The organism is Saccharothrix xinjiangensis (assembly GCF_039527585.1).
Taxonomy (GTDB): Bacteria; Actinomycetota; Actinomycetes; order Mycobacteriales; family Pseudonocardiaceae; genus Actinosynnema; species Actinosynnema xinjiangensis.
Window position 1 is genome coordinate 359,878 of sequence record NZ_BAAAKE010000001.1, and the last position, 16,847, is coordinate 376,724.

Annotated in this window: 17 protein-coding genes and 1 riboswitch; of the genes, 10 read left to right on the forward strand and 7 right to left on the reverse strand. The window is 73.1% G+C overall.

Translation table 11 applies throughout. The features are described 5' to 3' along the window. Window positions 1-23: 23 nt before the first annotated feature. On the reverse strand, window positions 24-779 hold the full coding sequence (locus tag ABD223_RS01695; RefSeq protein WP_344034002.1) for a hypothetical protein: 756 nt from the start codon (window positions 777-779) through the stop codon (window positions 24-26). Window positions 780-975: 196 nt separating this feature from the next. Between ABD223_RS01695 and thiC the strand changes: the two genes are divergently transcribed. From thiC to ABD223_RS01710, 3 genes are read left to right on the forward strand one after another with little or no spacing between them, the layout of a single operon-like run. Further along, complete coding sequence (thiC, locus tag ABD223_RS01700; protein WP_344034003.1) at window positions 976-2,625, forward strand: phosphomethylpyrimidine synthase ThiC; 1,650 nt, start codon at window positions 976-978, stop codon at window positions 2,623-2,625. Further along, a complete protein-coding gene (thiD, locus tag ABD223_RS01705; protein WP_344034004.1) occupies window positions 2,625-3,443 on the forward strand; it encodes a bifunctional hydroxymethylpyrimidine kinase/phosphomethylpyrimidine kinase in 819 nt (272 codons plus the stop codon). Before thiC ends, thiD begins: the two co-directional genes overlap by 1 nt. A 9-nt stretch (window positions 3,444-3,452) precedes the next feature. Beyond that, window positions 3,453-4,262, forward strand: coding sequence for a class I SAM-dependent methyltransferase (locus ABD223_RS01710; protein ID WP_344034005.1), 810 nt, complete (start codon window positions 3,453-3,455; stop codon window positions 4,260-4,262). A 50-nt stretch (window positions 4,263-4,312) separates the two neighbouring features. Here the strand turns inward: ABD223_RS01710 and ABD223_RS01715 are convergent, their stop codons facing one another. From ABD223_RS01715 to thiO, 4 genes are all read right to left on the reverse strand, one after another. After that, on the reverse strand, window positions 4,313-4,744 hold the full coding sequence (locus tag ABD223_RS01715) for a MarR family winged helix-turn-helix transcriptional regulator (protein WP_344034006.1): 432 nt from the start codon (window positions 4,742-4,744) through the stop codon (window positions 4,313-4,315). Window positions 4,745-4,801: 57 nt separating this feature from the next. Then, a complete protein-coding gene (gene thiG / locus ABD223_RS01720; RefSeq protein WP_344034007.1) occupies window positions 4,802-5,557 on the reverse strand; it encodes a thiazole synthase in 756 nt (251 codons plus the stop codon). A gap of 1 nt (window position 5,558) precedes the next feature. Beyond that, on the reverse strand, window positions 5,559-5,759 hold the full coding sequence (gene thiS, locus ABD223_RS01725; RefSeq protein WP_344034711.1) for a sulfur carrier protein ThiS: 201 nt from the start codon (window positions 5,757-5,759) through the stop codon (window positions 5,559-5,561). Next, the gene (gene thiO, locus ABD223_RS01730) at window positions 5,756-6,757 is read right to left on the reverse strand and encodes a glycine oxidase ThiO (protein ID WP_344034008.1); all 1,002 of its coding nucleotides are present in this window, start codon (window positions 6,755-6,757) and stop codon (window positions 5,756-5,758) included. The genes thiS and thiO overlap by 4 nt, the downstream gene beginning before the upstream one ends. Further along, window positions 6,747-6,858, reverse strand: a riboswitch (TPP riboswitch). (Overlaps the previous gene by 11 nt.) Window positions 6,859-6,901: 43 nt before the next feature. Here thiO and thiE point away from each other — a divergent pair. Both thiE and ABD223_RS01740 read left to right on the forward strand, forming a co-directional pair. Continuing rightward, a complete protein-coding gene (gene thiE, locus ABD223_RS01735; RefSeq protein ID WP_344034009.1) occupies window positions 6,902-7,561 on the forward strand; it encodes a thiamine phosphate synthase in 660 nt (219 codons plus the stop codon). After that, window positions 7,561-8,316 carry a dioxygenase family protein gene (locus ABD223_RS01740; protein ID WP_344034712.1) on the forward strand — a complete coding sequence of 252 codons (756 nt, stop codon included), beginning with the start codon at window positions 7,561-7,563 and terminating at the stop codon, window positions 8,314-8,316. Before thiE ends, ABD223_RS01740 begins: the two co-directional genes overlap by 1 nt. A gap of 95 nt (window positions 8,317-8,411) precedes the next feature. Here the strand turns inward: ABD223_RS01740 and ABD223_RS01745 are convergent, their stop codons facing one another. Further along, window positions 8,412-9,434 (reverse strand): S1 family peptidase, encoded by a 1,023-nt coding sequence (locus ABD223_RS01745; RefSeq protein ID WP_344034010.1) that lies wholly within the window; start codon window positions 9,432-9,434, stop codon window positions 8,412-8,414. 693 nt (window positions 9,435-10,127) lie between these two features. Between ABD223_RS01745 and ABD223_RS01750 the strand changes: the two genes are divergently transcribed. Further along, the gene (locus ABD223_RS01750) at window positions 10,128-11,051 is read left to right on the forward strand and encodes a threonine ammonia-lyase (RefSeq protein ID WP_344034011.1); all 924 of its coding nucleotides are present in this window, start codon (window positions 10,128-10,130) and stop codon (window positions 11,049-11,051) included. Window positions 11,052-11,288: 237 nt separating this feature from the next. On the opposite strand, the gene ABD223_RS01755 is transcribed toward ABD223_RS01750, so the two are convergent. After that, window positions 11,289-12,047, reverse strand: coding sequence for a GntR family transcriptional regulator (locus ABD223_RS01755; RefSeq protein ID WP_344034012.1), 759 nt, complete (start codon window positions 12,045-12,047; stop codon window positions 11,289-11,291). Window positions 12,048-12,304: 257 nt separating this feature from the next. Between ABD223_RS01755 and ABD223_RS01760 the strand changes: the two genes are divergently transcribed. The 4 genes from ABD223_RS01760 to ABD223_RS01775 are packed head-to-tail and all read left to right on the forward strand — an operon-like array spanning window position 12,305 to window position 16,837. Next, window positions 12,305-13,588 carry a sugar ABC transporter substrate-binding protein gene (locus tag ABD223_RS01760; protein ID WP_344034013.1) on the forward strand — a complete coding sequence of 428 codons (1,284 nt, stop codon included), beginning with the start codon at window positions 12,305-12,307 and terminating at the stop codon, window positions 13,586-13,588. A 7-nt stretch (window positions 13,589-13,595) separates the two neighbouring features. Next, the gene (locus ABD223_RS01765) at window positions 13,596-14,588 is read left to right on the forward strand and encodes a carbohydrate ABC transporter permease (protein WP_344034014.1); all 993 of its coding nucleotides are present in this window, start codon (window positions 13,596-13,598) and stop codon (window positions 14,586-14,588) included. Beyond that, window positions 14,585-15,406, forward strand: coding sequence for a carbohydrate ABC transporter permease (locus ABD223_RS01770; RefSeq protein WP_344034015.1), 822 nt, complete (start codon window positions 14,585-14,587; stop codon window positions 15,404-15,406). Before ABD223_RS01765 ends, ABD223_RS01770 begins: the two co-directional genes overlap by 4 nt. Before the next feature lie 6 nt (window positions 15,407-15,412). Continuing rightward, entirely contained in the window at window positions 15,413-16,837 is a 1,425-nt protein-coding gene (locus ABD223_RS01775; protein WP_344034016.1) for a glycoside hydrolase family 3 protein, read from the forward strand. Window positions 16,838-16,847: the final 10 nt, after the last annotated feature.

A 16,847-nucleotide genomic window follows, 5' to 3' on the forward strand; every position in this document is an offset into this window, starting at 1 on the left:
CGGCGGCGGGGCCGGGGCGGCGCCTAGACCGGGTCCGCGGCCGGTTGGTCGGGGACGGGGTGCTCCGAGGCCCGGGGCGCCCGGTCCGCGTCGTCCCGCTCCGGTTCCGGCCGGTGCTCGGGTCGCGCCGGTCGCTCGGGCCGCCGCCACGGCAGTTCGGGGAACGAGGCCAGTTCGACGTGGCTGGCGCAGGCCGCCAGCTCAGCGTAGTCGCCGGCGATGACCGCGGCCCGGACGCGCCGCAGCTGCCCGACCGTGGGCAGGTCCCCGGCCAGCAGGAACGGCATGAGCAGCCGCCAGGCGCGGACGACCGCGCCGCGCCGCCGGTGCGGTGCGCGCAGGGCGGCCCTGGCCACCCGCAGCACGTGCTCGCCGGCGGTCATCGCGGCCGGGTAGCCGGTGTGGTCCCACGACCAGCGCAGGCCGTCGGCCACGGCGCAGCGCCAGCAGTCGGTGGGGCCGGCGCCCAGCTCGTCGCCGCACTGGGAGCACGCGACCAGCGTCATCGCCCAGTCGGTGCACGTCCACGGGTGCCTGCCGACCTCGTCGGCGAGGACGAGCTCGGCGAGTTCGCGCTCGCCCGCGCCGCCCTCGGTGAGCTGTTCGGCGGCCAGCAGCTCCTGCCAGTCGAGCAGCCAGTACTGGTCCACCAGCTCCGCGCAGAACCGGCACCCGGGGTAGCCGCGACCCGCCAGGTCGCCGCACGACGGGCACGGCGAGACGGCGGCGGGGCGCGCCACGCGCCGCGCGCCGGGCGGGAACGGCTGGTGATCAGCCACGCGGAGAAAGGTACGCGCAAACGGTCGTCGTTGGCATCCGCACCTTGGCACCGGAGCGGGGCCGTGGCTATGGTCGGTCGGACAACTCAACACACGCGGGAGCTCGCGCCACAGCGGGCTGAGAGGGCGGCTGAACACCTGGCGCCGCCGACCGCCGGAACCTGACCGGGTAATGCCGGCGTAGGGAGGACATGTCGTGACGGCACTCGACGACCGTTCGGTCAAGCCCAGCGTCACCACCGGGCCCATCTCGGGGTCGACCAAGGTGCACCGGGACGCGGGCGAGGGCATCAGGGTCCCCTTCCGCAGGGTGGGGCTGACCAACGGCGAGCACATTGACCTGTACGACACCTCCGGGCCTTACACCGACGGGTCCGCGACCATCGACGTCCACAGTGGACTTCCGAGGTTGCGGGCGGGTTGGGTGGCGGGCCGGGAGCCGGTGAACGGGGCGGTGACCCAGCTGGCGTGCGCGCGGGCGGGGGTCGTCACGCCGGAGATGCGGTTCATCGCGGCGCGCGAGGGCATGAGCCCCGAGTTCGTCCGGGACGAGGTGGCGAGCGGCCGGGCGGTCATCCCGGTCAACCGGAACCACCCCGAGTCCGAGCCGATGATCATCGGCAAGAAGTTCCTGGTCAAGATCAACGCCAACATCGGCAACTCCGCGGTGACCTCCTCGATCGAGGAGGAGGTGGAGAAGATGGTGTGGGCGACGCGCTGGGGCGCGGACACCATCATGGACCTGTCCACCGGCAAGCGGATCCACGAGACGCGCGAGTGGCTGCTGCGCAACTCGCCGGTGCCGGTCGGCACCGTGCCTATCTACCAGGCGCTGGAGAAGGTCGACGGCGACCCGGCGAAGCTGTCGTGGGAGGTCTACCGCGACACCGTGGTCGAGCAGGCCGAGCAGGGCGTCGACTACATGACCGTGCACGCGGGCGTGCTGCTGCGGTACGTGCCGCTGACCGCGAAGCGGGTGACCGGCATCGTCTCGCGCGGCGGGTCGATCATGGCCGCGTGGTGCCTGGCGCACCACCGGGAGAGCTTCCTCTACACGCACTTCGAGGAGCTGTGCGACATCCTGCGCGCCTACGACGTGACGTTCTCGCTGGGCGACGGCCTGCGGCCGGGTTCGATCGCGGACGCCAACGACGAGGCCCAGTTCGCCGAGCTGCGCACGCTGGGCGAGCTGACGCACGTCGCGCGGGCCCGCGACGTGCAGGTGATGATCGAGGGCCCCGGCCACGTGCCGATGCACAAGATCGCGGAGAACGTGCGGCTGGAGGAGGAGTGGTGCGGCGAGGCGCCGTTCTACACCCTCGGGCCGCTGGCCACCGACATCGCGCCCGCCTACGACCACATCACCTCGGCGATCGGCGCGGCGCAGATCGGCTGGCTGGGCACCGCGATGCTGTGCTACGTCACCCCGAAGGAGCACCTGGGCCTGCCCAACCGGGACGACGTGAAGACCGGCGTGATCACCTACAAGATCGCCGCGCACAGCGCCGACCTGGCCAAGGGCCACCCCGGGGCGCAGGACTGGGACGACGCGCTGTCCAAGGCGCGGTTCGAGTTCCGGTGGGAGGACCAGTTCAACCTGTCGCTCGACCCGGACACCGCGCGGTCGTTCCACGACGAGACGCTGCCCGCCGCGCCCGCGAAGACCGCGCACTTCTGCTCGATGTGCGGGCCGAAGTTCTGCTCGATGAAGATCACGCAGGACGTCCGCCGGTACGCCGAGGAGCGCGGCCTGTCCACTGTGGAGGCGATCGAGGCGGGCCTGGACGAGAAGTCGCACGAGTTCACCGACCACGGCGGCAAGGTGTACCTGCCGGTGGTGGACTGATGGCGGGTCGACCGACGGCGGTGACGCCGCCGAGGGTCCTCACCATCGCCGGGTCCGACTCCGGCGGCGGCGCGGGCCTCCAGGCCGACCTGCGGGCGCTGTTCGCGTGCGGCGTGCACGGCATGACCGCGGTCACCGCGGTGACCGTGCAGAACTCGCTGGGCGTCACCGGCTACACCGAGATCCCGCCGGAGGTGGTGGCCGCCCAGATCGAGGCGGTGGCGACCGACATCGGCGTGGACGCGGCCAAGACGGGGATGCTCGCGTCGGCGGCGATCATCGAGGCCGTGGCGGGCGCGCTGGAGCGGGTCGACGTCGGCCCGTTCGTGGTGGACCCGGTGGCGGCGTCGATGCACGGCCAGCAGCTGCTCGCCGACGACGCGCTCGACGCGCTGCGCACCCTGCTGTTCCCGCGGGCCACCCTGGTCACGCCGAACCTCGACGAGGTGCGGCTGATCACCGGCCTGGAGGTGCGCAGCCGCGCCGACCAGCGCAAGGCCGCCGAGGCGCTGCACGCCATGGGCCCGCGGTGGGTGCTGGTCAAGGGCGGGCACCTGTGGGACGACCCGGAGTGCCTGGACGTGCTCTACGACGGCGAGGAGTTCATCGACTTCCTCGGGCCGCGCTACGACGTGACGGACACCCACGGCAGCGGCGACACGCTGGCGTCGGCGATCTGCTCGCGGCTGGCGCGCGGCGAGTCGGTGCCGGAGGCGGTGCGGTTCGGCAAGGACTTCATCGTCCGGTCGGTGGCCGCCGCCTACCCGCTGGGCGGCGGCGTCGGTCCGGTGTCGCCGCTGTGGCGGCTGGAGGGCTAGCTTGGCGGTGTGAAGGTAGACCTGTCCGGAGCACCGGCGACGATGTTGGCGACGCTGTACGCGCGGGCGCTCGACGCCCGCGCGGCACGTCCCCTCCTGGGTGACACCGCGGCGGTCGAGGCGGTGTCGCGCATCGAGTACGACTTCCGCCGCACCGGCATCGACGAGCGCACCGCGGCCGGCGTGGCGCTGCGCGCCAAGCTGCTGGACGACTGGACCGCGGAGTTCCTGGCCCGCGTCGGCGAGGCGACCGTGCTGCACCTGGCGTGCGGGCTGGACACGCGGGCGCAACGCCTGGCGTTCGGCCCCGGCGTGCGGTGGGTCGACGTGGACCTGCCGGAGGTCGTGGCCGTGCGGGAACGGCTGCTGACGCCGCCGCCGGGCGACTACCGGCTGGTCCCGGCGTCGGTCACCGACGAGGCGTGGTGGGCGGAGGTGCCCGCGGACCGGCCGACCGTGGCCGTGTTCGAGGGCCTGTCCATGTACCTGACCGAGGACGAGGCGCGCGGCCTGGTGCGGCGGGTCGCCGGGCGGTTCGACTCCGGCGAGCTGCTGTTCGACGTGTACGGGCCGATGGGGATCAGGTTGCAGAAGCTGGTGCCCGCGGTGCGGCGGGCGGGCGCGACGCTGCACTGGGGGCTGGACGACCCGGCGGTCGTGGAGTCGTGGCACCCCGGGCTGCGGTGCGTGGACGCGCTGCGCAGCCTTGCGATGCCGGGCGTCGGGCAACTGCCGCTGAAGTCCCGGCTGCCGCTGCGGGTCATGGGCCTGCTGCCCGGGTTCAAGGACGTCGGGCGGATGCTGCGCTACCGCTTCTGAAGCCGGCGAGGACCCGACCGGCGGGAACGCCGATCACCCCACCGCGCCGGTCAGCCCGCCTCGCCGACCAGCACCTCCAGCGCGGGCAGGGCGGCCACCAGCGCGTCGCGGTGCTCCGGCGGCAGCTCCTCGATCCGGCGCCGGAGTTCCCGCACCCGTGCCGACCGCACGCCCGACACCATGGTCTCGCCCTCCGGCGTCGGGGTCGCCAGCCACGCGCGCCCGTCCTGCGGGTCGGGCTCGCGCCGCACGTAGCCCGCCTCCACCAGGGACGCCACGATGCGGGACAGCGTGGGCGGCGCGACGCCCTCCTTCGCGGCCAGGTCGCCCAGCCGCATCGGCCCGCAACGCGCCAGCGTCGCCAACGCGGACACCGCGCCGGGGCCCAGGCCGGGTGAACCGGTGCGGCGCAGCAGCCTGGAGAGCCTGCCGATCGCGAGGTACAGCCGGGCGGTGGCGTCCTCGACCTGGTCGGCGGTCACGGGACAGTCCTCCTCGGGCAGGCGGCGGTGGAGCACCCATCATGCCGTGCCCGGCAATCACCCCACCGCAGGACTCGACGCGTGCGCCCAGAACCGCTTGGGTATGCGCCCCGCCGACCGCGCCAGCCGACCGGCCTCCACGCCCGCGCGCATCGCCGCCGCCATCCGCTCGGGGTCCTGCGCCCTGGTCACCGCGGTCGCCAGCAGCACCGCCGAACAGCCCAGCTCCATGGCCAGCGCCGCGTCCGACGCCGTGCCCACGCCCGCGTCCAGCACCACCGGCACCGACGCGCGCGCCACGATCAGCTCGATGTTGTGCGGGTTGCGGATGCCCAGGCCGGTGCCGATCGGCGAGCCCAGCGGCATCACCGCGGCGCAGCCCAGCTGCTCCAGCCGCCACGCCAGCACCGGGTCGTCGTTGGTGTAGGGCAGCACCGTGAAACCGTCGTCCACCAGCCGCTCGGCCGCGTCCAGCAGCTCGACCGGGTCCGGCAGCAGCGTCCGGTCGTCCGCGTGGACCTCCAGCTTCACCCAGTCCGTGCCCAGCGCCTCCCGCGCCAGCCGGGCGGTCAGCACCGCCTCCGCCGCGGTGCGGCAGCCCGCCGTGTTCGGCAGCGCCTCGATGCCCAGCCGCGACAGCAGCTCCAGCACCCCGCCGCCGCCGGCGTCCAGGCGCCGCATGGCCACCGTGGTCAGCTCCGTGCCGGAGGCGACCAGCGCCCGTTCCAGCACGGCCAGGTTCGCCGCGCCGCCCGTGCCCATCACCAGGCGCGAGCCGAACTCCCGGCCCGCGATCACCAAGGGGTCGTCCACGTCAGCCACCCTGCACCGCGGTCAGCACCTCGACCACGGCGCCCTCGGGCACCGCGGTCGTGCCCCACGCCGCGCGCGGCACGACCTCGCCGTCCACCGCGACCGCCACCCCGCTCGCCGGGGCGCCGAGCAGCGCCAGCACGGCGTCGACGGTCGCACCGTCGGCCAGCTCGCGCTCCACACCGTTGACCTTGGCCTTCAGCAACTGCTTCCTCCTTCGCGGAGCAGGGCGACCACGCGCCGCGCCGTCACCGGCGCGAGCAGCAGGCCGTTGCGGTGGTGCCCGGTGGCGGCCAGCACGCCGGGTTCCAGCCAGCCGATCACCGGCGCGTTGTCGGGGCTGCCCGCCCGGAACCCGGCGGCGACCTCGGCCAGCGCGTACTCGGCGATGCCCGGCCACACCACCTCAGCGTCGCGCAGCAGGTCGCGCACCCCGCCGACGGTCACGTCGCCGTCGAAGCCCGCCTCGTACTGGGTGGCGCCCAGCACGAAGCCGTCCCGGCGCGGCACCAGGTACACCGGGCGGCCGGACACGTGCGCGCGGATGGTGTGCCGGGGCGGCGGCAGCGCGCCCGGCCGGGCCGCCAGCCGCAGGATCTCCCCCTTGACCGGGCGGATCACGGTCCGCAGCGCCGGGTGCAGGTCGCGGCTCCACGCGCCGGCCGCGATGACCGTCACGTCCGCCTCGCCCGGCTCGGCGGGGAAGCGCACCCCGTTCAGCTCGCACGCCCCGCGCAGCGCGCCCAGCAGCTCCCGGTTGTCCACGGCCACGTCGCCCGGCACGGACAGTCCACTCCGGACCGCGCCGAGACCCGGCTCCAGCGCCCGCAGCTCGCGGCCGGTCAGCCGGCGCGCCGAGCGGCCCGTCGTGCCCAGGTAGGCGCACAGCTGGTCCAGCACCTCGGCGTCCGCCCGGTCCACCGCCACCGCCAGCGTGCCCGCCGGGGACAGCTCCACGCCCAGGTCGCGGGCGAACCCCGGCCACAGGGCCAGCGACTCGACGCCGAGGCGCAGCACCTCCTCGTCACCCGGCCACGCCTCGGTGACCGGCGCCAACATGCCGCCCGCCACCCGGGAGCCGCCGTGCGGCGAGCCGTGGTCGACGACCTCGACCCGGAACCCGTCGCGCGCCGCGCACCACGCGACGGACAGGCCGATCACACCGCCGCCCAGGACGGTCACCCGCGTTGTCAAAGGCACTCACGCTCCCTGCGCCGGCATGACCCGGATCAGGTTCGACGGTCGGAGCGGACCACGCTCCCTCTCAGCCCGGTGATCTCCGGGCTCCCGTGCGGACCACCTCCACCGTAGCGCACGGGACGCCGCGGCCGTTACCGTGCGGCCGTGCCAGGACTCGACGGAGTACGGATCAGGCGGCGGCTCGCCGACGCGCGGCTCTACCTCTGCACGCCCGACCGGCCCGACCTCGCGGAGTTCGCCGACGCCGCGCTCGCGGGCGGCGTCGACGTCGTCCAGCTGCGCGACAAGGGCCTGGAGGCCCGGCAGGAGATCGCGGCCCTGGAGGTGCTGGCCGAGGCGTGCGCGCGGCACGGCGCGCTGCTCGCGGTCAACGACCGGGCCGACGTGGCGCTCGCCGTGGACGCCGACGTGCTGCACCTGGGCCAGGACGACCTGCCCGTGCCGCTCGCCCGCCGCGTCGTCGGCGACGACGTGGTGATCGGCCGCTCCACGCACGACGTGGCGCAGGCGAGGGCGGCGGCGGTCGAGCCGGGCGTGGACTACTTCTGCACCGGGCCGTGCTGGCCGACGCCGACCAAGCCGGGGCGGCCCGCGCCGGGCCTGGACCTGGTGCGCGCGACCGCCGGCGCGACCGACCGGCCGTGGTTCGCGATCGGCGGCGTCGACCGGGAGCGGCTGCCCGAGGTGCTGGCCGCGGGCGCGACGCGGGTCGTGGTCGTGCGGGCGATCACCGATGCCGAGGACCCCCGCGCCGCCGCCTCTTGGTTGAAATTTCAACTAGATGGCGTACAGTCGTCGGCGTGATGCCCGTGCTGTACCTGGGCCACGGGGCTCCCCCGCTGGCCGACGACGAACGGTGGACCGGCGAGCTGAGGTCGTGGTCCGCGACGCTGCCGCGCCCGGAGGCCGTGCTCGTGGTCTCCGCGCACTGGGAGGACGACCCGCTCACCCTGGGCGCGACCACGACCGTGCCGCTGACCTACGACTTCTGGGGCTTCCCCCGGCGGTACTACGAGGTCGCCTACCCCGCGCCCGGCGCGCCGGGGCTGGCGCGGGCGGTGGCCGGGCTGCTCGACCGGCCCGTCTCGCACGACGAGGGGCGGGGCCTGGACCACGGCGCCTACGTGCCGCTGAAGGAGATGTTCCCCGAGGCGGACGTGCCGGTGCTCCAGATGTCCATGCCGAGCCTGGACCCGCGGGAGCTGTTCGAGCTGGGCGGGCGCCTCGCGCCGCTGCGCGAGCAGGGCGTGCTGATCGTCGGCAGCGGGTTCATGACCCACAACCTGAGCTGCGTGGACATGTCCACCGGGCCCGACCACCGGCCGCCGTCGTGGTCGGCCGAGTTCGACGACTGGGCCGGGCGGGCGCTGGCGGCGGGCGACGTGGACGCGCTGCTGGACTTCCGGCGCAAGGCGCCCGCGGCCGTCGTCGCGCACCCGCGCACCGAGCACTTCGCGCCGCTGTTCGTGTCCCTCGGCGCGAGCGGCGCGCAGGAGGCCGCCACGACCGTCGAGGGCTTCTGGTACGGGCTGTCCAAGCGGTCGGTGCAGTTCTCCTGAACCCGGCCCGGACGCCGAACACCCCCGGCCGCGGGAGAGCTGCGGCCGGGGGTGTTCGGCTTCGAGCGGAGCGCGATCGGGCCGCGCGGGTCCGATCAGCCCCTGGTGAGGCTCAGGCCGTAGGCGCTGAGGATCTCGGCGACCGGCTGGAAGTAGGTCGTGCCGCCGGAGGAGCAGTTGCCCGAACCGCCGGAGGTCACGCCCTGGGCCTGGCTGTAGCCGGAGCCCGCCACCCACGAGCCGCCCGAGTCACCGGGCTCCGCGCAGGCGTTCGTGCGGGTCAGGCCGGACACCGTGCCCTGCGGGTAGTTCACCGTCGAGTTCTTGGCCTGGACGGTGCCGCAGCGCCAGCCGGTGGTGGAGCCGGAGCGGCAGATCGCCGCGCCGACCGCCGCCGAGGTGGAGCCGCTGACGGTGACGTTGGAGCCGTTGTAGCGGTTCACCCACGGGCGCGAGGTCCAGTTGGAGTTCGTGCGCACCCAGGCGTAGTCGTTGCCCGGGAACGACGAGCCCGCGAACGTGCCCTGGGAGACGCGGTTGAAGCCGGTGGTCGCGCTGCCCGTGCGGCCGCAGTGGCCCGCGGTCACGAAGCCGCCGCTCACCGCGAAGCCGACCGAGCACCGGCCGGAGCCGATGTAGTAGGCGTCGCCGCCGCGGGTGTCGTACAGGGTCGTCGGGGACTCGGCGACCTCGACCACGCGCACCGACGGGCTGACGGACTTGGCCTGGGCCAGGAACGCCTCGGCCGCCGCGTCGCGCTGGTTGCGGTTGACCTCGACGACGACCGAGTTGGTCTGCTCGTCGACCCGCCAGCTCGTGATGGACTTCGGCGCGGAGGCCAGGCCGTCGAGGGACGCCTTGGCGCCCGCCAGCTGCCGGTGCGAGAAGGCCACGCGCTTGACGTCGGCGCCCGCGGCGCGAGCCGCGTCCGCCTTGGCGGCGTCGGTGACCGCCACGACCAGCTTGCCCGTGGCGGGGTTGATCCACGAGCCCGCGTAGGCGCTGCCGACCGCCGACTTCGCGGCCGATTCGATCTCACCCGCCCGAGTGTCACTGGACAAACGGGCGGTCACCTGCTCGGCCGACAGGCCGAGGTCACGCTGCGCTGCCTGGAGCAACTCGGCAGGGTAGCTCTCCGTGTCGGAAGGGCTTTGCGCATAGGGGGCGGACGGCGCCGCGATCGCCGGTACGCTTAGCGCTGTAGCCGAACCCACGGCGAGCAGGGTTGCCGTGGCGAGGCGGACCGCACTCGTGCGGTTCATTAGGCGTCTCCCTCATCTTCGGGTGCAGGGAACCCGAGAGCCTGGTTGCAGGGACCGCTCTCGGGGGCTCTAGGGGGACGGGTGGTGGGGCGGCGGCAGGGGTCGCCCCACCCCTCCACTTCTCTTCCCGGTGACTTCGCCGGTTCCACTTCTCCGCCCGGCCCTCGGACCGGTGCCCGGAACCTGGCTCGCGAACGTGACGAGCGGGGTCCAGCTGTCTCGCACGACCCCTCCTTCCCGGTCGCTACCGACCAGTACTCGCCCGTTCGAGCGACGTTATGACCCTGTTACCTATTACGGTTCAGGCCATCCGAGGGGGAAGTGTGTCACAGCCCACGCTGATATGACTGCGCTGTGTAGCGTTTGACAGTTAACTCTCACTCAAGGTAGTGATTCGATCACCGATTCGGGCGGTTTTGCCAGAAGTAAAGGATTCGGTGATCGGCTGCCCATAAGTGTGAGAACTGTTGCTCCAAGCGGGTGAGGCCGAAGGAGTTCCGGTGACCAGCGGCTCAAGCGGAAGCCGCCGCCGGGGTGAGGATCGTCGGCATGGAACTCGTGACGCTCGCCGACATCCGCGCCGCGGCCGCCCTCATCGCCCCCGCCGTGGTCCGCACCCCGCTGCTCAGGTTCGACGAAGGGCTGTGGCTCAAGCCGGAGGGCCTCCAGCCCGTCGGGGCGTTCAAGGTGCGCGGCGCGTACCACGCGCTGGCCCGGCTGCCGGAGGACGTGCGGGCGCGCGGGGTGGTGGCCTACTCCAGCGGCAACCACGCGCAGGCCGTGGCGTACGCGGCGAAGCTGTTCGGGGTGCCCGCGACGGTCGTGGTGCCCGACACGACGCCGCGGGTCAAGGTGGAGGCCACCCGGTCGCACGGCGCCGAGGTGGTGGAGGTGCCACCGGCCGAGCGCGAGTCGCGGGCGCACGAGCTGGCGGCCTCGCTGGGCGCGACCCTCGTCCCGCCGTTCGACCACCCCGACGTGATCGCCGGGCAGGGCACCATCGGCCTGGAGCTGGTCGCCGACCTGCCGGACGTGGCCACGGTCCTGGTCCCGGTGAGCGGCGGCGGCCTCATCTCGGGCGTCGCCGCGGCCGTGAAGGCCCTGAGCCCCGCCACCCGGGTCGTCGGCGTCGAACCCGAACTGGCCGGCGACACCGCGGCGTCCTTCCGCGCCCGCACCCTGACCGGCTGGCCGGCGGCCGACCGGGCGCGCACCGTCGCCGACGGCCTGCGGGCCGAGCCCTCGCCCCTGACCTTCGCCCACGTCCTCGCCCACGTGGACGACGTGGTCACCGTCCCCGAGGACGCCATCGCCGACGCGGTCCGCCGGCTGGCGTTCCGCTCCCGCCTCGTCGTGGAACCCAGCGGCGCCGTCCCCCTGGCCGCCTACCTGGCCTCCCCCACCCCGCGCACCGCCGCGATCGTCTCCGGCGGCAACGTGGACCCGGCCACCTTCCTCACCCTCCTCGCCTGACCACCCGGGCGTCGCGAGTCGAACGCTCAGGACCACCGTGTCGAACGCCCGGGTCCCCCGAGTTCGACACTCGCGACGAACCTGGCCGGGTTGACGGGTGCGCGAACGTGGAATTCGGGGGTCCGGAACGTACGACACGGTGGACCGGAACGTTCGACTCGCGCGGGTGATCGGAGGGGTGAGGGGGGTTAAGGGGATGAAAGAAGGGGGGAAGAGGGGTAGAGGTTGGAGGTCTGGTCAGCCCGCGGGGCGGTTCAGGGTGGCCACGAACTTGTAGCGGTCGCCCCGGTAGACCGAGCGCACCCATTCGACGGGGTTGCCCTCCGTGTCGAACGAGTGCCGGGAGAGCAGGAGCATCGGCAGGCCGATGTCCGCGCCCAGCAGCTCGGCCTCCTCGGGTGAGGCCAGCGCGGTCTCGATGGTCTCCTCCGCGTGCCCCATCTCGACGCCGAAGCGCTCGCGCAGCACCTGGTAGAGGGAGGCGCCGGGGGCCAGGTAGCGGCGCAGGCCGCGGAAGCGCCCCAGGGCCAGGTGGGTGGTCTCGATCGCCATCGGCTCGCCGTCGGCCAGCCGGAGCCGGTGCAGGCGGAGCACCTTCGCGCCCGCCCGGACGCCCAGCAGCCGGGCCAGCTCGGCCTCGGCGGGCATCTCGGACGCCTCGATCAGCTTCGACGACGGCTGCCGCCCCTGGGCCTTCATGTCCTCTGTGTACGAGGACAGCTGGAGCCGCTGCGCCACCTTGGGCTCGGCGGCGAAGGTGCCCTTGCCCTGCACGCGCAGCAGCCGGCCCTCCACGGTCAGCTCGGCAAGCGCTTGCCGGACCGTCGTGCGGGACACGTCGAACTCCGCGGCCAGCGATCGTTCGGTCGGGATCGGCGAACCCGGTGGCAGCGCGCGCAGCAGGTCGAGCAGGTGCCGCTTGAGTCCCCAGTACTTCGGCTCGCGCTGCGCGCGTGACCTGGCGTCCACGCCGGTCGCCGGGCTCGTTTCGAGCATGCTTCCTCCTCGACCTTGCCAGTGCTCGAGACACGAAGTCCTCGTGCACAGCGCTCCCAAGGACAGGATGCCCTGTCCGCCCCGGATCATGGACCCGAACCCCCGACATGCCCCGGGAAATTGACCCGATGACTTTGCAACGGTCCAGCAACGTCCTTGACATGCCCTGTGGCGAGGCACACTCTAGGCCGCATTGGTCTACACCACTTAGGGCGTTCCGGTCTCTACGGACCGGGCATTGGGAAAGGGCGCAGACTGTGAAGGGCTGGAGAGGACTGGCCGTGGGTGCCGCCGCGCTGTCGGTGGCCGTGGCCGGGTGCGGCACGAGCTCCGACAACGCCGGTGGGGACCCCGGCGCACCCAAGACGCTGACGGTCTGGTTGATGGACGGCTCCGCGCCGACCACCCTGACCGACGCGCTGAACAAGGAGTTCCAGGACTCCAACCCGGGCGTCACCGTCAAGTACGAGGTCCAGAAGTGGAACGGCATCCAGGAGAAGCTGACCACCGCTCTGACCAGCAACAACCCGCCGGACGTGATCGAGCTGGGCAACACCCAGACGGCGAAGTTCGCCGCTGAGGAGACCCTGTACGACCTGTCCGGCGACGTCAACGACCTCAACGGCGACCAGTGGCTCGGCGGTCTGAAGGACTCGCTGACCTGGGACGGCAAGCAGTACGGCATGCCGTTCTACGCCGCCAACCGGACGGTCATCTACCGGACGGACCTGTTCGAGGCGGCCGGCATCGCGAGCGCGCCGACCTCCCGCGACGAGTGGGTCGCCGCGATCGAGAAGCTGAAGGCCGCCAACGCCGCCGACCCCGACTTCCAGCCGCTGTACCTGCCGGGCCAGTCCTGGTACTCGCTGCTGTCGTTCATCTGGGACGAGGGCGGCGACGTGGCCAAGCCGCAGGGCTCGGCGTGGGCGGGCGCCCTCGACACCCCGCAGGCCAAGGCCGGCGTCGAGTTCTACAAGAAGCTGGTCGACGTCTCCGGCACGAAGGCCCCGAAGGACGCCGACGAGGCCACGCCGCAGCAGATGGAGGTCTTCGGCACGGGCAAGGTCGGCATGATGATCGGCCTGCCGTGGGAGCTCGCGGGCGCCGTGAAGGCCAACCCGGACCTGGAGAGCAAGACCGCCGCGTTCCCGATCCCGTCGAAGACCGCGGGCAAGGCCGCGCCGGTGTTCCTGGGCGGCTCGAACCTGGCCATCCCGGCCGGCTCGCAGAACCCCGACCTGGCCAAGGCGTACCTGAAGCTGCTGAGCGGCAAGAAGTACCAGGACATGCTGGCGGAGGGCGGCTCGGTGCCGGGCACCTCGACCGACACCCAGAAGCTGGCGACCAACCCGCTGGGCAAGGCGCTGGCCGAGTCCGCCCCGAACGGCAAGGTCACCCCGACCACGCCGGCGTGGGCCGCGGTCGAGGCGGGCCAGAACCCGCTGAAGGACATGCTGACCGCGTACCTGACCGGCGCGAAGCCGCTGGACCAGGCCACCTCGGACGCCAACGCCTCGCTGTCGAAGACGCTGGCCGGCTGACGAGCGCATGACGGCCGTTGACACGACCGGCGCCGCGGTGCCGACGAACCCCTCGTCGGCACCGCGGCGTGCCGCGCGTCCGGACGGCGCACCGCGCCGTCGGGGCGGCGCCTTCGACCGGGCGCTGCCCTACCTGCTGCTGGCCCCCGCGCTGGTCGCCATCCTGTGGCTGATCGGCTGGCCGGTCCTGTCCGTGCTGGTCACCAGCTTCCGCAGGCTCAACCTGCGCGAGCTGACCCGCGGCGAGGTCGTGTGGACCGGCTTCGACAACTACGCCGAGATCCTGTCCGACCCCGGGTTCTGGCTGATCGCGCTGCGCACGGTGGTGTTCACCGCCGCGGTGGTGGCCGTGTCGGTGCTCGCCGGCCTGCTGATCGCGCTGCTGATGCGGCAGATCAGCGCGGTGGTCAGGATCGTGCTCCAGGTCGCCATGCTGCTGGCGTGGGCGATGCCGCTGCTCGCGGCCACCACCGTCTACCAGTGGATCTTCGACCAGCAGTACGGCATCCTCAACAAGACCCTGGTCAAGCTCGGGTTCGACGGTTTCACCGGGTTCTCGTGGTTCTCCACGGGCACGTCGACGCTGGCCGTGATCGGGCTGCTGATCGTGTGGCAGGCGATCCCGTTCCTGGCGTTCTCCCTGTACGCGGGCGCGATCGGGATCCCGAAGGACCAGTACGAGGCGGCCGGCATCGACGGGGCCTCGGCGTGGCAGACGTTCCGCGCGGTGACGTGGCCGGAGCTGCGGCCGCTGCTGCTGATGGTGACGTTCCTGTCGCTGCTGTGGGACTTCAAGGTGTTCACGCAGATCTGGGCGATGCGCAAGGGCGGCCCGGACGGCGGCAGCACCACGCTGCCCGTCTACCAGTACCTGGAGGGCATCTCGCAGAGCCACTTCGGCGTGGCGGCGGCGGTGTCCGTGGTCATGGTCGCGCTGCTGGCGCTGCTGACCTTCCAGTACCTGCGCCGGCTGGTCCGTTCCCAGGAGGGGTCGCTGTGATCGCCAAGAAGGTGGCCGCGAACGCGGTCGCGCTGCTGGTGGCGCTGTTCTTCGCGTTCCCGACGTACTGGATGGTCGCCACCGCGCTCAAGCCGCGCAGCGAGCTGCTGACCACCGGCTACGACCTCATCCCGTTCTCGGTGACGAACGCGAACTTCACCACCGCGTGGACGAAGCCGGGCTTCCTCGGCGCGCTGGGCAACAGCCTGCTGGTGTCGCTGACGGCGGTGCTGGCGGCGCTCGTGGTGGGCCTGCTGGCGGCGGTGGCGCTGTCCCGGATGCGGTTCCGGGGGCGCAAGGGCTTCGTGATGATGATGCTGGTGGCGCAGATGGCGCCGTTCGAGGCGCTGCTGATCCCGATGTTCCTGATGATGCGGGACCTGGACCTGCTCAACCGGCTGCCCTCGCTGACGCTGATCTACTTCGCGGTGACGCTGCCGTTCTGCGCGTGGACGCTGCGCGGGTTCGTCAACGGCATCCCGCTGGAGCTGGAGGAGGCGGCGATGGTGGACGGCTGCGGCCGGTGGGGCGCGTTCCGCCGGGTCACGCTGCCGCTGCTGGGCCCGGGTCTGGTGGCCACCTCGGTGTTCGCCTTCGTGACCGCGTGGAACGAGTTCCTGTTCGCGCTGTCGCTGATCCGGGACCAGGACCTCCAGACCCTGCCGGTGTGGCTGTCGGGGTTCCAGTCCCAGTTCGGCACCGACTGGGGTGGCGCGATGGCGGCTTCGGCGCTGTTCACGCTGCCCGTGCTGGTGTTCTTCCTGATCGTGCAGCGCAAGATGGTCACCGGTGTCACGGCCGGTGCGGTGAAGGGGTAGGACCGGATGTCGTTGCACCGGCTCGCGCAGGGTGTGCTGCTGCCGGGGTTCCACGGGACCTCGGCGCCGGACTGGCTGGTCAAGCGGGTGGCGGACGGGCTCGGCGGTGTGGTGCTGTTCGGCCGCAACGTCGTGGACGACGCGCAGGTGACCGCGTTGGGCGCGCAGTTGCGGTCGGCCCGCGCCGACGTGGTGATCGGGATCGACGAGGAGGGCGGCGACGTCACCCGGCTCGACGCCGGGCACGGGTCGGAGGTGCCGGGCAACCACGCGCTGGGCGCGGCGGGCGACCCGGCGCTGACCCGGGCGGTGGCGGCGTCGATGGCGTCGCGGCTGGCGGCGTGCGGGGTGAGCCTGAACCTCGCGCCGTCGGCGGACCTGGTGCTGACGTTGGACGACCCGGTGATCGGGGTGCGGTCGTTCGGGTCGGACCCGGAGGTGGCGGGCGAGCACGTGGCGGCGTTCGTCGACGGGATGCAGGCCGTGGGCGTGGCGGCGTGCGCCAAGCACTTCCCCGGTCACGGCGCGTCCACCGTGGACTCCCACGCGGCGCTGCCGGTGCTGCCGCGGACGGCGGCGGAGCTGGCGGAGGTCGAGCTGGCGCCGTTCCGGGCGGCCGTGGCGGCGGGGGTGCGGTCGATCATGACCGGGCACCTCGTGGTGCCGGAGTGGGGCCCGGAGCCCGCCACGCTGAACCCGGCCGCGCTGCGCGTGCTGCGGGAGGACCTGGGCTTCACCGGCGCGGTGATCACCGACGGGCTGGACATGAAGGCCGTGGGCGGCGACCTGGCGCAGGGGTCCGTGCGGGCGCTCGTGGCCGGGGTGGACGCGCTGTGCCTGGGCGGCGAGCCGCTGGACGACGACGGGCTGCGGTGGCTGGTGGACGCCATCGTGGCCGCGGTGGAGTCCGGGGTGCTGCCGCGGGAGCGGCTGGAGGAGGCGGCGCGGCGGACGGCCGCCCTGGGCACGCCGCCGTCGGCCGTGGAGGGGCACGACCCGTCGCTGGGGTTGAAGGCGGCGCGGGCGGCCCTGGAGGTGCGCGGCGCGCTGCGGCTGTCGGGGCCGCCGGTGGTGGTGGACCTGGCGGTGGAGCCGTCGATCGCGGTCGGCGACGTGCCGTGGGGGCTCGGGCCGTACCTGGAGGAGCTGGTCCCGGGCACGTCGGTGGTGGCGTCGGCGTCGGCCCCGGAGATCGCGGCGGCGGCCGCGGGCCGTCCGGTCGTGGTGGTGACACGTGAGGCACACCGCTTTCCGTGGGCTCGCGACGTGGTGACCTCTCTCGCTAAGATTGGTCTAGACCTTGTGCACGTCGAGACCGGCGTGCCGGGTCCGGACCTGGGCGCCACCGCCCGCGTCGACACCCACGGCGGCTCCCGGGTGTGCCTGCGCGCCGCGGCAGAGCGCATCGCCGCCGCCACCTCGTCCCGGTAGGGGGAATTCC